The following is a 13,811-nucleotide window of genomic DNA, read 5'->3' as shown; positions in this document are numbered from 1 at the left end:
ACCCGTTTCTGTCGGGGGTCGGTCAGCGACCGCGCGCGGCGGCCCATCCGTCCATCGCGGCGACGAACTCCCCGGAGACGGGCAGGAGCGCCACCAGATCCGCCGGACCGGGCGGCAGCGGGCCGAGTTCCTCGAGACCGTGGTTCGCGGTGGCGAAGTGCTCGAACTGCAGGTCGGTGTGCGCGAGAGCCGACCGGAGCGGCTCGACCTGCGCGCAGCTGACGTTCGTGTCCTTGTCCGAGCAGGTGAGCAGCACCGGGGTGCCGGTGGCGAGTTGCGCTGCGAGTACGGGCGGATCGAATGCGTCCGCCTCGGCGAGGAACTTGGCGTTGGCCGGGTTGAGGCCGAGCTGAGCCAGGAGCGGGTGCTGGTCGGCGGGGACGGTCCCTGTGGTCCGCAGCGATTCGACGGTGCGGGGGAGGCCGGCGCGGACCGCGTCACCGTCGGCACCGAGCTGTCCGGAGTCGGCGACGGCGGTGATCTGCGCGGTCAGCAGGTCCAGGTAGCGCATCGGCAGGGGCTGCAGCAGAGCGAAACCGTTGCCGATGCCGCGGTCGGCGAGGGCGAGGGCCGTCAGCGCACCTTCGCTGTGCCCGACCACGAGGATCTCGTCGGTGGGGATCCCGGTGCGATCCGCGAGCGCGCGGGCCGCCGCCTCGGCGTGATCGACCTGTTCGGTGAAGCCGTACTCGCCGACGGTTTCGAGAGTGTAGGCCCCGAGACCTGTCTCCCCACTACCGATCTTGTCGAATCGGTAGCTGGTGATGCCATGGGCGGCAAGGACATCCGCGGTGCGGGTCAGCGTGCCGGACGCGGCGCCGGGCTGGTTGCCGTTGCGATCGGTGGGGCCGCTTCCGGGCAGTAGCAGCGCGGCCCCGGCGGTCGCGCCGTCAGGAGTGCGGAGACTGCCGTGGAAGACGGTCCCGTCGGCCTCGAAGGTCAGCGGGCTGTCGATGCCGGCAGCTTCGACAACCGACCCTGTGACCGGCAGTGCCGTCGCCGTTCCGGCGAGGAGTACTCCTCCGCCGAGCACCATCACGGGCACAGCTGCGGCGCCGATCCACCGTCGCGCGTTTCTCATGAGCCGAGCCAAGGGAAGACTCCGTTCGTGTCACTCGTGTCCGGACAGAAACAGTGCCCGGTCGGTCAGGAACGCTCCACGGTACCCAGTCGCTGCGCCCATTGCTCGGCGTCGTCCACGCCGAGGACGAGGGCATCGCGCTTGTGACCTGCGAGTTCGATGCGCACGGCGGGCTGATCCCGCCGGACGGAGACGAGCGTGTTGCGCCCGGGAGCCCGCCAGGTACCGATCTTGCGCATTCCCGGCAGTCCGAGTCCGGGGGCGCGAACTCCCCGGGCCGCGGCGAGACCGTCGGCGTGGACCTCGACGTTGCGGATCGCGCTCAGTGGCACGTCGACGTCGCCGATGAGACCGGCGATCTTCTCGAGGGTCGTGAAGCGCACCTGCAGGGTTCCGTTTGCGATCGTCATTGTTGTCATACCCGGTATTATTCTCATTGTTGAGAACAATGTCAACCGTGAGAAGATCGTCGCCGGAGGGAATACATGAGCACCGCAGAACTGCTGTTGCATCCGATACGGCTGCGGATCGTCCAGGCGCTGCTCGACGGCCGCACCGCGACCACCGCCCAGCTGCGCACCCTTCTCGACGACGTCTCCCCCGCAACCCTGTACCGGCAGATCTCGACACTCGCCGACGCGGGAGTGCTCGAGGTCGTGTCCGAGCGTCGCGTCCGGGGAACGGTCGAACGCACTTTCCGTCTCGTCGTCGAACGCGCGCAGGTGACCCGGGACGAAGCCGAGGCGATGAGCAGCGACGACCACCGGCGCGCATTCCTCGTCTTCGTCGCGCAACTGCTCGCGGACTTCGATGCCTACCTCGACGACCCTCACCGCCGAGGACTGGCCGAGGACGTCGTCGGCTACCGGCAGGTGGCTCTCGACCTGACCGACGACGAGGCGTTGTCCCTTGTCACGGAGATGGCGCAACTGCTGACGCGCTATCAGGAACTCGGTCCCGGGGAAGGGCGTCGCCGTCGACTGTTCAGCCGGATCATCATGCCGGTCGGTGGGCTCGAAGGCGGAGACGCCGATTCGGCAGCGGGAGAATAGATTTCCTGACGACCTTCCCGCTCTTGATGATTGCGGACGAGTTCCCACCGGTCCGGATACGAAATCGGGTGTGGGCCGACGCCGTCACGGGTACCTCTGTGCAATGCCACCGCTCCGAATCGTCGTCACCGGCGCCACCGGCAACGTCGGGACCGCCCTCCTCGCACGCCTGTCGGCGCAGTCGGACGCGTACGAGGTCGTCGCCGTTGCGCGTCGGGTCCCGCCCGCGATCGGGCCGTATCGACACGCGTGCTGGCACGCGATCGACGTCGGCGACCCGGATGCGGAGGAAATGTTGTGCCGAGCCTTCGACGGCGCCGACGCCGTCGTCCACCTCGCGTGGTCATTCCAGCCCTCGCATCGTCCGGACCTCTTGCGGCGCACTGCGGTCGACGGCACCCGCGCGGTCATGGCAGCCGCGGCCAGGGCAAGTGTCGCCCAGGTGGTGCACATGTCGTCCGCTGCCGCCTATGCCCCCGGCGCATACGGCCGGACGGTCGACGAATCATGGCCGGCGACAGGCATTCCCACATCGCAGTACAGCACCGACAAGGTCGAAGCGGAAAAGATCGTCGCCGAAGCCGCACGAAAGACGGGGGCACCCGAGGTCACGGTGCTGAGGCCGGGGCTGATCGGTCAGGCCGCTGCCGGAGCGGCGCTGCGCCGGTACGCGATGCCCGCTTGGATGCCGGCAGTGGCCATGCGCGCACTCCCGGTCCTGCCGCTCGACCCGTCCGTCGCACTCCCCGCCGTGCACGCGGCGGACGTGGCCGCGGCCGTCGAACTCGCCCTCGCCGCGCCCGGCGCCGGAGTGGTGAACCTGTCCGCCGCCGACCCGGTCCGCACGGAGGACGTCGTCGAATCTCTCGGGGTCCGGCCGTGGCGAGTCTCGCGTCGGACCCTGCGCACCCTCGCACAGGTCACCTGGCGGGCACATCTGCAACCGGTGCACGGCGGCTGGATCGATCTCGCATACGACACTCCCCTGCTCGACTGCAGCCGCGCGCAACGCGTGCTCGGCTGGTCCCCGGCCGTCTCCGGCCGGGAGGTGTGGCGGGAGACGATCGCGGGTATGCGCTCGGGTGCGAGCGGAACGGGACCGGTCCTCGGGGCCCGAAGCCCACGAGAGATGGTCGCCGACCTGGTCGCCGGCGGTACGGTCGGCATACGACGGGTGCCGTGACCAGGGCAGAGCAATCGTCGGAAGAGGTGGGACGGTGGCACGAGCAGCGGTGTGGAAGACCCGGGCGGACTGTGACCGGGTGTGGGAGGTGCTCTCCGACGGGTGGACCTTCCCCGGTTGGGTGGTGGGCGCCGCGCGGGTGCGGGCGGTCGACGCCGACTGGCCGGACCCGGGTACACGCATCCACCATTCGGTGGGGTTGTGGCCGGGGCTCCTGCACGACTCGACCGAAGTCGTCCGATCCGTCCCGCGGTCCGAACTGGTCCTGCACGCGCGTGCCTGGCCGTTCGGTGTCGCCGAGATCCTGCTGCGCCTCACCGAACGCGACGGTGGATGCGAGATCGAGATGCGCGAGCACGCGATCACCCCGCCGTGGAAGTGGCTTCCCGACCTCGTCCAGGATTGGTCCGTATACCCGCGTAACCGGGAATGCCTGCGCCGACTGTCGTTGATCGCCGAGCACGCGACCGATCCGACGGCGGGTACGGCAGGTGAGGTGTGAGTGCGATCGCCGAACAGGTCGACGCGGTCGTCGTCGGAGCAGGCCCGAACGGACTGACCGCCGCCGCGCTGCTCGCCGACGCGGGATGGGACGTGCTGATCCTCGAAGCCCAGCCCGAGCCCGGCGGAGCGGTCCGTACCGCCGAACTGCACCCGGGCTACCGCGCCGACCTCTTCAGCGCGTTCTACCCGCTGGCTGCCGTCTCCCCCGTCTTCACCGAACTCGACCTGCCCGCCCACGGACTGGCGTGGTCCAGGGCGCCCGCGGCGTTCGGACATCCGCGTGCGCCGGAAGACGAGGACGCGGTGACGCTACGGCCCACGGCGCAGGAAACGGCGGAGGACCTCGAGCGGCGGTGCGCCGGTGACGGGGACGCGTGGATGCGCCTGTACGAGCAGTGGACGATGGTCCGCGAGCCCTTCCTGCGCACCCTGCTCGGTCCGTTCCCGCCGATCCGGAGCCCACTCACGGCCCTGCGCCGCCTCGGCGCCGGCGAGACGCTCCGCTTCGCCCGAATGCTGGCGTTGCCGGTGCGCCGGATGGCACAGGAGCTATTCGAGGGCGAGAGTGCGGGGCTGCTCTTCCACGGCAATGCCGCGCACGCGGACATTCCCGTCGACGCCGCCGGCAGCGGCCTGATGGGCTATCTGCTCACCATGATCGGCCAGGACGTCGGGTATCCCGTTCCGCGAGGCGGCGCGGGCGAACTGACAACCGCACTCGTACGACGCGCGACGAGCGCCGGAGCCCAATTACGTTGCGCCCGTGAGGTGGAGCGTATCGAACCGACGGGCGATGCGACGATCGTGCACACCACCGGCGGCGAGCGCATCACCGCGCGGCGGGCCGTGCTGGCCGACGTCTCGGCGACCTCGCTGTACGGGAAGCTGCTGCCGCAGGAATCTCTTCCGGACCGCGTACGGCACGACGTGCTGCGGTTCGAATGGGACACCCCCGTGGTGAAGGTGAACTACGCAATGTCCCAACCTATTCCGTGGCGGTCGCCGAGTCTGCGCAGCGCCGGCACCGTGCACATCGGCGCCGACAGCAACGGGCTGGTCCGCTGGGGTGCGGATCTCAGCACGGGCACGGTGCCGCGCTCACCGTTCGTGATCATCGGTCAGATGACCACCGCAGATCCCACCAGATCACCCGTGGGCACCGAAAGCGCTTGGGCGTACAGTCATCTCCCGCGTGGAATGTCGGACGACGAGGCCGGCACCCTACTCGCGCAGCGCATGGACGAGACACTCGAGGAGTACGCCCCCGGCGCGCTCGCCAACGTCGTCCATCGCAGTGTGCAGCTACCCTGCGACCTCGAACTCGCCGACGCCAATCTCGTCGGTGGCGCGGTCAACGGGGGCACGGCACAGCTGCACCAGCAGCTGGTGTTCCGGCCGATCCCCGGTCTGGCCGGGCCCCGCACGACGGTCGACCGGGTCTATCTCGCCGGCGCGGCCGCGCACCCCGGTGGCGGTGTGCACGGCATGTGCGGCGCGCATGCCGCCGCGGCAGCGCTGGCCGACCACGGCATCACGGGACGTCTGCGCGGACGGGTTCGGGGCATGATCGCGCACGCGCTCGCCGACTAGCGGGTTCGAGCGCTCGGGCGACATCACCACCGCAGCAGGGCACCATGGACGGATACGCGTATCCGTCCGCACCCGGGAGCCCCGATGCCACCGAAGCATCCCCCGCAGTCGTCGTACCGCAACGGCGTCGGCAGCGTCGCCCTGGTCACGGGCATCGTCGCGCTCGTGTTCGCGTTCGTGCCGATCGTCGGGGATCTCGTGACGATTCCCACGGGGATCGTGGCGGTGATATGCGGTTGGTTCGGGTTCACCCGCGTCGAGAAGGGGCTGGCGTCGAACCACCGCGAGGCGCTGACCGGTATCGCCCTGGGCACCGCGGCGCTGTTCGTCGTCTTCCTCGTCTTCGTCGCGACGCACAGTCCCGGCGGGTGACCGGCGGATCCGCACGCGCAAGGAATCCGTAAAGACCTCGGTCCCGGGCGTCAAGATTTCGCATGGATCGAGGGTCCGTGCCCTGAACGGTGCCACCGTGTGGTGACGGTGTCGACCGGCGCCGTTTCGTTTCTACGGCAAGGGAATACGAGATGGCGGACACCGCATTCGTGTTGCTGATCCTCGCGGGGTTCGGACTGTGCATGCTGACCTTGCGCGCGCTGCACTCCGGAGGTGAACAGCGATGACGTGGGCCGGGGGTACGAGCGTCGCGCTCGTGGTGATCGCAGTCGGGCTGGTGGCGTACCTGCTGGTCGCCCTGCTCGATCCGGAGAGGTTCTGAGGGTCGAATGAATCCTGCTGTTGCCGCAGGTCTGCAGATCGTTCTGGTCGTTGCGGTCCTCGCGTTGACATACGTACCACTCGGCGACTACATGGCGCGGGTGTACACCAACGACTCGGACACGCGGTGGAAGGATCTGCGGCTCGAGTCGCTGATCTACCGGGTGTGCCGGATCGATCCCCTGGCCGAGCAGACCTGGTTCGGGTACGCCGCGAGTGTGCTCGGCTTCTCGCTGGCCGGCGCGCTGTTCCTGTACGGGCTGCAACGCATCCAGGGTGTGCTCCCCCTCGGCAACGGCCTCGGAGCGGTCAGCCCGGCGGTCGCGTTCAACACCGCGATCTCGTTCGTCTCCAACACCGACTGGCAGTCCTACATCCCGGAGACGACGATGGGCCACCTCACCCAGTCGGCGGGGCTTGCGGTGCAGAACTTCGCGTCCGCCGCGGTCGGCATGGCGGTGGCGGTGGCCCTGATCCGCGGCCTGGTGCGGATCGGCCGGGGTGGAGAACTCGGCAACTTCTGGGTCGATCTCATCCGCGGCACACTGCGCATCCTGCTTCCCCTGGCCTTCCTCATCGCGCTGATCCTGCTCAGCCAGGGCGTGATCCAGTCGTACCACAGCGGCTTCACCGCCACCGGGCTCGACGGGCACGTCTTCACGACGGCGCTGGCTCCGGTCGCGTCGCAGGAGGCGATCAAGGAACTCGGTACCAACGGTGGCGGCATCCTCGCCGCGAACTCCGCGCACCCGTTCGAGAACCCCACCCCGATCAGCAACATCGTCGAGGTCATCGCGATCCTGCTCATCCCGGTCGCGCTCACCCGCACGTTCGGCACCATGATCGGGAACCGCAGGCAGGGCCTGACTGTTCTTGCCGTGATGACCTTCCTCTTCGGCACCGTGCTGGCGGTGACGCTGGCCGCCGAGTCGAGAACCCGGGGCGTCGCGGCGACCGCCGCCGGCGCGATGATGGAAGGCAAGGAGGTCCGGTTCGGGATCCCGGGTTCGGCCCTGTTCGCCGTCGCGACCACGGGCACGAGCACCGGCGCTGTGAACGCCGCACACGACAGCATGTCCCCGCTGGGCGGCGGCGCCGTCCTGCTGAACATGCTGCTCGGCGAGATCGCGCCGGGCGGGGTGGGTACCGGCCTGTACGGGATGCTCGTGCTCGCGATGATCGCGGTGTTCGTCGGCGGTCTCCTCGTCGGACGTACCCCCGAGTTCCTGGGCAAGAAGCTCCGCAGACGGGAGATCACCCTCGCGGCCCTCACCGTGTTGGTGATGCCTGCGCTCGTGTTGATCGGTACCGCGATCACGGTGATCCTGCCGTCGATCACCACATATCTGGGTAGTTCCGGCGATCCGGGAACGCCGGAAGCGATCCACGGCTTCACCGAGATGCTGTATGCGTTCGCGTCGGCATCCAACAACAACGGCAGCGCATTCGGCGGGCTGACCGCCACCGGCAACTGGTTCCAGGCGTCGCTCGGCATCTGCATGCTCCTGGGCCGCTTCCTGCCCATCGTGTTCGTCCTGGCGCTCGCCGGGTCGCTCGCCACCCAACGCCGCACCCCGACCGGTGCGGGAACACTGCCCACCACGGGATTCGCGTTCGCCGGTCTGCTGATCGGCACCACCGTTCTCGTGGCGGCACTGACCTTCTTCCCGGCACTGGCGCTGGGACCGATCGCGGAGGCACTGCAGTGACCCTCGAACTTCGACGCGACCGCGAGGTCACGCCCACCCGTCTCGAGCGGATCCAGGGAGGAGCGTTCGGCACTCGCCAGCTCGTGGGCGCGCTGCCCGACGCGCTCCGCAAACTCGACCCGCGGCACGTGGCGCGGAACCCGGTGATGTTCGTCGTGCTCGTCGGGTCGGTGATCGCCACCGTCGCGGCGATCGTCGAACCCACCCTCTTCGCCTGGTCGATCGCGGTGTGGCTGTGGTTCACGGTGTTGTTCGCCAATCTCGCCGAATCCGTCGCCGAAGGTCGAGGCAAGGCGCAGGCGGCGAGCCTGCGGCAGGCCAAGCAAGACGCTGTCGCCCGCCGAACGACCGAGTCCGGGTTCGAAAATCTGGTTCCGGCAACGGAACTGCGGGTCGGTGATCTCGTGGTCGTCGAGGCCGGGCAGATCGTTCCCGGCGACGGCGACGTGGTCGACGGAGTCGCGACGATCGACGAATCCGCCATCACCGGCGAATCCGCGCCCGTGATCCGCGAATCGGGCGGCGATCGTTGCGCGGTGACCGGCGGCACCACAGTGCTCTCCGACCGGATCATCGTGCGCATCACCGCGCCACCCGGAAAGACGTTCGTGGACAGGATGATCGCACTCGTCGAAGGCGCGGCCCGCCGCAAGACCCCCAACGAGATAGCCTTGAACATCCTGCTCGCCGCGCTCACGATCGTCTTCGTGCTCGCGGTGGTCGCGATCGCGCCCATGAGCGCGTACGCCGGTGCCGAACAGCGTCCGGTGGAACTGATCGCGCTGCTGGTGTGCCTGATCCCCACGACGATCGGCGCTCTGCTGTCGGCGATCGGCATCGCCGGCATGGACCGCCTGGTTCAACGCAATGTGCTGGCGAAGTCCGGGCGGGCCGTCGAAGCCGCAGGTGACATCGACACCCTGCTGCTCGACAAGACCGGCACCATCACGTTCGGGAATCGTCGTGCCACCGCCCTGCATCCGGCCCCGGGCATCGCCGACGACGAACTCGCGGCGTCCGCACGCCTGTCGAGTCTCGCCGACCACACCCCTGAGGGTCGCAGCATCGTCGACCTGTGCGCCGAGCACCATCACCTCGATCCGGTGCCGTCCGACGACGAGCGTGGCGCCGAGTTCGTCGCGTTCACGGCACACACCAGGATGAGCGGCCTCGACACCACCAATCCCGCCGACGGCACACCGATCCGGATCCGCAAGGGTGCCGGCGATGCGGTGGCCCGCTGGATGCACGAGCACGACGCCGAGATTCCCTTCGCCGTAACCGATCTCGTCACCGATATCGCCCAGCGCGGCGGGACTCCCCTCGTGGTCGCTCGCAGTGCGGGCGGTGCCATGACCGTTCTCGGTGTCGTGGAACTCTCCGATGTCGTCAAACCCGGCATGGCAGAACGGTTCGCGCAGCTGCGGGCGATGGGCATCCGTACGGTGATGATCACCGGTGACAACCCGCTGACAGCGAAGGCGATCGCAGGCGAGGCCGGGGTGGACGACTTCCTCGCCGAGGCCACCCCGGAGGACAAGCTGGCGCTGATCCGCTCCGAACAGCAGGGCGGGCGACTGGTCGCGATGACCGGCGACGGCACCAACGACGCGCCCGCGCTCGCGCAGGCCGACGTCGGCGTGGCGATGAACACCGGCACCTCCGCGGCGAAGGAGGCCGGCAACATGGTCGACCTCGATTCCGACCCGACGAAGCTGATCGAGATCGTCGAGATCGGCAAACAACTGCTGATCACTCGCGGTGCACTGACCACGTTCTCGCTCGCGAACGACCTGGCCAAGTACTTCGCGATCCTGCCTGCCCTCTTCAGCGGCATCTATCCGCAACTCGCGAGGCTGAACATCATGGGGCTGGCGACCCCGCAGTCCGCGATCCTGTCGGCGGTGATCTTCAACGCCCTGGTGATCGTGGCGCTGATCCCGTTGTCGCTGAAGGGTGTCCGCTACCGCCCGTCCGGTGCGTCGGCGCTGCTGGGACGCAACCTGCTCGTGTACGGACTCGGCGGTGTCGTCACGCCATTCGTCGGCATCTGGCTGATCGACCTCGTCGTCCGGATCGTTCCTGGAATGGGGTGACACACAATGTATTCGATGCACTTCCTCCGCCAGTTCCGTGCGGGAGCCCTGGTGCTGATCGCGCTCACCATCGCCGTCGGCGGTGTGTATCCGGCGGCGGTGTGGGCGGTGAGCCGGGTCGTCACCCCGAGCGCCGAGGGTTCGGTGCTCTCGGACGCACACGGTTGCGTCGTCGGCAGCCGCTGGATCGGGGTGGACCCCCAGGTCGCGCCGGGGCAGCCCGATCCCTACTTCCATCCGCGCGTGGTGGGGTCCGTCGCCGACGGCGACCCGTTCACACCGGGTGATCCGGCGGCGGCTGTGCCGTCCAACCTGGGGCCGAGCAGCGACGTGCTCGCCGGATTCGTCGATGCGCGCCGGGCGGCGATCGCATCCCGCGAGCAGGTCCCACCGGACCGGGTACCCGCCGATGCCGTCACCGGCTCCGGCTCGGGGATCGATCCGCAGATCTCCCCCGCCTACGCGGAGTTGCAGGTGCCGCGGGTCGCACGCGAAACCGGGCTGAGCGAGTACCGGGTTCGGGAACTGGTTGCCGAGCACACCGAGGGACGGCAGCTCGGTTTCCTCGGCGCTGCGCGAGTGGACGTGCCGGAACTGAATGTGGCACTAGGCTTGACAGCACCCGGTTGCTCGGGCGACGCAGCCGGGCCGACCGGCTCGTGAGGAGACAGATGGGCGCCACCGGCTCGCCGTCCCGGCGCGGAACGCTGCGGATCTACCTCGGTGCCGCCCCCGGCGCCGGAAAGACCTACGCGATGCTCGGAGAAGCCCACCGGCGCATCGCACGCGGCGCCGACGTCGTGGTCGCGATCGTCGACACACACGGGCGCGCACGAACTGCTCAGCAACTGGAAGGACTGGAAATCGTTCCGCCGCAACGGATCGAATACCACGGTACGGTGTTCGAGGAACTGGATCCCGAGGCGGTGCTGGAGCGTCGGCCGGCGGTGGCACTGGTCGACGAACTCGCTCACACCAATGTTCCGGGCAGCCGGCACGAGAAGCGGTGGCAGGACGTCGAGGACCTGCTCGACGCCGGTATCGATGTGCTCACCACCGTCAACATCCAGCACCTGGAGTCGCTCAACGACGTCGTCGAACAGATCACCGGGATCGTGCAACGCGAAACCATCCCGGACGAGGTGGTGCGCCGCGCCGAACAGGTCGAACTCGTCGACATCACTCCACAGGCCCTGCAGCGTCGCCTCGCGCACGGCAACGTCTACGCCCTCGACAAGGTCGACGCCGCGCTGCGCAACTACTTCCGGGAAGGGAACCTGACCGCGCTGCGGGAGATCGCTCTGCTGTGGCTCGCCGACCAGGTCGACGTGGCGCTGGCCAAGTATCGCGGCGAGCATGCGATCACCGCGACGTGGGAGGCCCGCGAACGGGTGGTGGTCGCGGTGACCGGCGGTCCGGAATCGGAAACCCTGGTGCGGCGGGCGAGCCGGATCGCGTCCAAGGCCAGCGCGGAACTGATGGTGGTGCACGTGGTGCGCGGTGACGGGCTCGCCGGAGTGGCCGCGCCGCGAATGGGAGCGGTGCGAAGGCTGGCAACGAGCCTGGGGGCGAGCGTGCACAGCGTGGTCGGCGACGACGTGCCGGGCGCGCTGCTCGACTTCGCACGCGAGGTCAACGCGACACAACTGGTGATCGGCACGTCCCGGCACTCGCGATGGGCGCGCATCGTCGACGAGGGAATCGGTGCGGCGGTGGTGCGCCGATCCGGGAAGATCGACGTGCACATGGTCACCCACGAGCACACCGCCCCCATCGCGCGGGTGGCGTTCACCGGCCGCCGCGGCCGGCGGTTGCAATCCTGGATCGCTGCATTCGCCATCCCCCTGGGCGTCACCGGACTGCTGGCCGGTGTCGACCGGTTCACCGGCATCGCCGGGCAGAACGCCCTGTACTTCATCGTCGTCCTGGCCGTCGCGCTGTTCGGCGGCATCGGCCCGGCGATCGTCGCGGCGCTGTTGTCCGGACTGCTGCTCAACTTCTTCTTCACCGAGCCCCTCTACAGCTTCACCATCGCCGAACCCGACAACTTCGTCACCACCGTCGTGCTGCTCGTCGTCGCCGTGGCGGTTGCCGCGCTCGTCGATGCCGCCGCCGCGCGCACCCGCGAAGCGCGGCTGGCCTCCCAGGAAGCCGAACTGCTCGCGGTGTTCGCCGGCGCGGTCCTCCGCGGCGCCGATGTGCCCCGTCTGCTCGAGAAGGTCCGGGAGACGTACGCGCAGCACGGGGTGAGCCTGATCCGCACGGACAGCGATCCGCCACCGGTACTCGGATCGGCCGGATCGACACCCCCGGCGACGGTCGAGACCGCGGACACCGTCTGCGTGGTGGAGGACAGTCCCTACGCGCTTCTCCTCGGCGGACCTCGGCTGCGCGCGCGGGACCGCCGGATCCTCACGGCGGTGGCCGGGCAGGCCGCTGCCCTGATCCGGCAGCAGGAACTCGCCGCCGAAGCCGCACGGGCGTCGGCGCTGGCGGAGACCGACCGCATGCGGCGGCTGCTGCTCTCCGCCGTCAGCCACGACCTGCGTACCCCGCTCGCCGCGGTCAAGGCCGCCGTGTCGAGCCTGCGGAGCACCGACGTCGAGTTCTCCCCGGAGGACACCGCCGAGCTGCTCGCCACGATCGAGGAATCCACCGATCAGCTCACCCGCCTGGTGACGAACCTGCTCGACTCCTCCCGGCTCGCCGCCGGCGTCGTCTCCCCGATCCTCGCGCCGGTCTACCTCGACGAGGTGGTGCACGGTGCGGTGACGACGCTGACCGGCGGCGGGCCGGACACCGGCGTCCGGGAGCGAATCGACATCGACATCGACGACACCGTCGTCGAGGCCGACGCTGCGCTGCTCGAACGAGTCCTCGCGAATCTGCTCGACAATGCCTTGCGCTACGCCCCCTCCGGACCGGTCCGCGTCGGCGCCGGCCCATCCGGTGACCGGATCACGATCACTGTCGCCGACCATGGACCGGGACTCACCCTCCGCGACGGATCCGGCGACGTCTTCACCCGGTTTCCGCGGGCAGGCGACCAGCACAGCAGGGGCGGGGCGGGTCTCGGGTTGACCGTCGCCCGCGGATTCGTCGAGGCGATGGGCGGTAGCATCACCACCACCGATACTCCCGGCGGCGGGACCACCGTGATCGTCGAACTCGCCGCGCCCGCGAAGGAACACCCGTGACCCGCATTCTCGTCGTCGACGATGAACCCCAGATCCTGCGGGCGTTGCGTATCAACCTCACCGCCCGCGGTTACGAGGTCGTCACCGCCGCCGACGGCGCCGGGGCACTACGCGCGGCCGCGCAACGGCATCCCGATGTCATTGTGCTCGATCTGGGACTGCCGGACCTCGACGGTATCGAGGTACTCGCCGGGTTGAGGGGATGGTGCACCGCGCCGGTGATCGTGCTGTCCGCTCGCACCGACTCGGCCGACAAGGTCGCCGCTCTCGACACCGGCGCCGACGACTACGTGACGAAGCCGTTCGGGATGGAGGAGTTCCTCGCCCGTATCCGCGCCGCGGCACGCCGCGGGGCCGCGGCTCCGGACGCGAACGAACCGACCGTCGAGACAGGGGATTTCACCGTCGATCTTGCAGCCAAGAAGGTGACACGCGACGGTGTACAGGTGCATCTGACGCCTACGGAGTGGGGCATGCTCGAGATGCTCGTGCGCAATCGCGGCAAGCTGGTCGGTCAGCGCGAGTTGCTCACCGAGTTGTGGGGTCCGACCTATCTTGATCAAACACATTACCTCCGTGTGTATCTCGCTCAGCTACGCCACAAACTCGAACCCGATCCCGCGCACCCTCGACACTTGATCACCGAATCGGGACGCGGGTACCGGTTCGAGGCCTAGCGTCGAAG

Annotated in this window: 13 protein-coding genes; 11 read left to right on the top strand and 2 right to left on the bottom strand. The window is 68.9% G+C overall.

Annotated features, from left to right (window positions below):
* Window positions 1–22: 22 nt before the first annotated feature.
* Window positions 23–1,081, bottom strand: a complete 1,059-nt coding sequence (locus tag M1M07_RS14380; protein ID WP_248674696.1) for an alpha/beta fold hydrolase — start codon at window positions 1,079–1,081, stop codon at window positions 23–25.
* A 65-nt stretch (window positions 1,082–1,146) separates the two neighbouring features.
* Window positions 1,147–1,500, bottom strand: coding sequence for a hypothetical protein (locus tag M1M07_RS14375; RefSeq protein WP_197252701.1), 354 nt, complete (start codon window positions 1,498–1,500; stop codon window positions 1,147–1,149).
* 66 nt (window positions 1,501–1,566) lie between these two features.
* On the opposite strand from M1M07_RS14375, the gene M1M07_RS14370 reads away from it, so the two are divergent.
* From M1M07_RS14370 to M1M07_RS14320, 11 genes are all read left to right on the top strand, one after another.
* A complete protein-coding gene (locus M1M07_RS14370; RefSeq protein ID WP_197252700.1) occupies window positions 1,567–2,133 on the top strand; it encodes a helix-turn-helix domain-containing protein in 567 nt (188 codons plus the stop codon).
* A gap of 103 nt (window positions 2,134–2,236) precedes the next feature.
* Window positions 2,237–3,316 (top strand): NAD-dependent epimerase/dehydratase family protein, encoded by a 1,080-nt coding sequence (locus M1M07_RS14365; RefSeq protein WP_248674694.1) that lies wholly within the window; start codon window positions 2,237–2,239, stop codon window positions 3,314–3,316.
* Between the two features lie 34 nt (window positions 3,317–3,350).
* Window positions 3,351–3,818 (top strand): SRPBCC family protein, encoded by a 468-nt coding sequence (locus tag M1M07_RS14360; RefSeq protein WP_248674693.1) that lies wholly within the window; start codon window positions 3,351–3,353, stop codon window positions 3,816–3,818.
* Window positions 3,815–5,410, top strand: coding sequence for an NAD(P)/FAD-dependent oxidoreductase (locus M1M07_RS14355; protein WP_248674691.1), 1,596 nt, complete (start codon window positions 3,815–3,817; stop codon window positions 5,408–5,410). Before M1M07_RS14360 ends, M1M07_RS14355 begins: the two co-directional genes overlap by 4 nt.
* Before the next feature lie 84 nt (window positions 5,411–5,494).
* Window positions 5,495–5,782: a hypothetical protein gene (locus M1M07_RS14350; protein ID WP_248674689.1), complete on the top strand. Its 288-nt coding sequence runs from the start codon at window positions 5,495–5,497 to the stop codon at window positions 5,780–5,782.
* Between the two features lie 244 nt (window positions 5,783–6,026).
* On the top strand, window positions 6,027–6,125 hold the full coding sequence (gene kdpF / locus M1M07_RS14345) for a K(+)-transporting ATPase subunit F (protein WP_248674688.1): 99 nt from the start codon (window positions 6,027–6,029) through the stop codon (window positions 6,123–6,125).
* A gap of 7 nt (window positions 6,126–6,132) precedes the next feature.
* Complete coding sequence (kdpA, locus tag M1M07_RS14340; RefSeq protein WP_248674687.1) at window positions 6,133–7,833, top strand: potassium-transporting ATPase subunit KdpA; 1,701 nt, start codon at window positions 6,133–6,135, stop codon at window positions 7,831–7,833.
* Window positions 7,834–7,883: 50 nt separating this feature from the next.
* Window positions 7,884–9,929, top strand: coding sequence for a potassium-transporting ATPase subunit KdpB (gene kdpB / locus M1M07_RS14335; protein ID WP_248674726.1), 2,046 nt, complete (start codon window positions 7,884–7,886; stop codon window positions 9,927–9,929).
* A 6-nt stretch (window positions 9,930–9,935) separates the two neighbouring features.
* Window positions 9,936–10,592 carry a potassium-transporting ATPase subunit C gene (locus M1M07_RS14330; RefSeq protein WP_248674686.1) on the top strand — a complete coding sequence of 219 codons (657 nt, stop codon included), beginning with the start codon at window positions 9,936–9,938 and terminating at the stop codon, window positions 10,590–10,592.
* 8 nt (window positions 10,593–10,600) lie between these two features.
* Window positions 10,601–13,126: a sensor histidine kinase KdpD gene (locus M1M07_RS14325; RefSeq protein ID WP_248674684.1), complete on the top strand. Its 2,526-nt coding sequence runs from the start codon at window positions 10,601–10,603 to the stop codon at window positions 13,124–13,126.
* The gene (locus M1M07_RS14320) at window positions 13,123–13,803 is read left to right on the top strand and encodes a response regulator (RefSeq protein WP_248674682.1); all 681 of its coding nucleotides are present in this window, start codon (window positions 13,123–13,125) and stop codon (window positions 13,801–13,803) included. Before M1M07_RS14325 ends, M1M07_RS14320 begins: the two co-directional genes overlap by 4 nt.
* Window positions 13,804–13,811 lie beyond the last annotated feature (8 nt).

This window comes from Rhodococcus sp. HM1 (assembly GCF_023218075.1).
GTDB lineage: Bacteria > Actinomycetota > Actinomycetes > Mycobacteriales > Mycobacteriaceae > Rhodococcus.
This window is presented reverse-complemented; position numbering and strand designations above follow the sequence as displayed.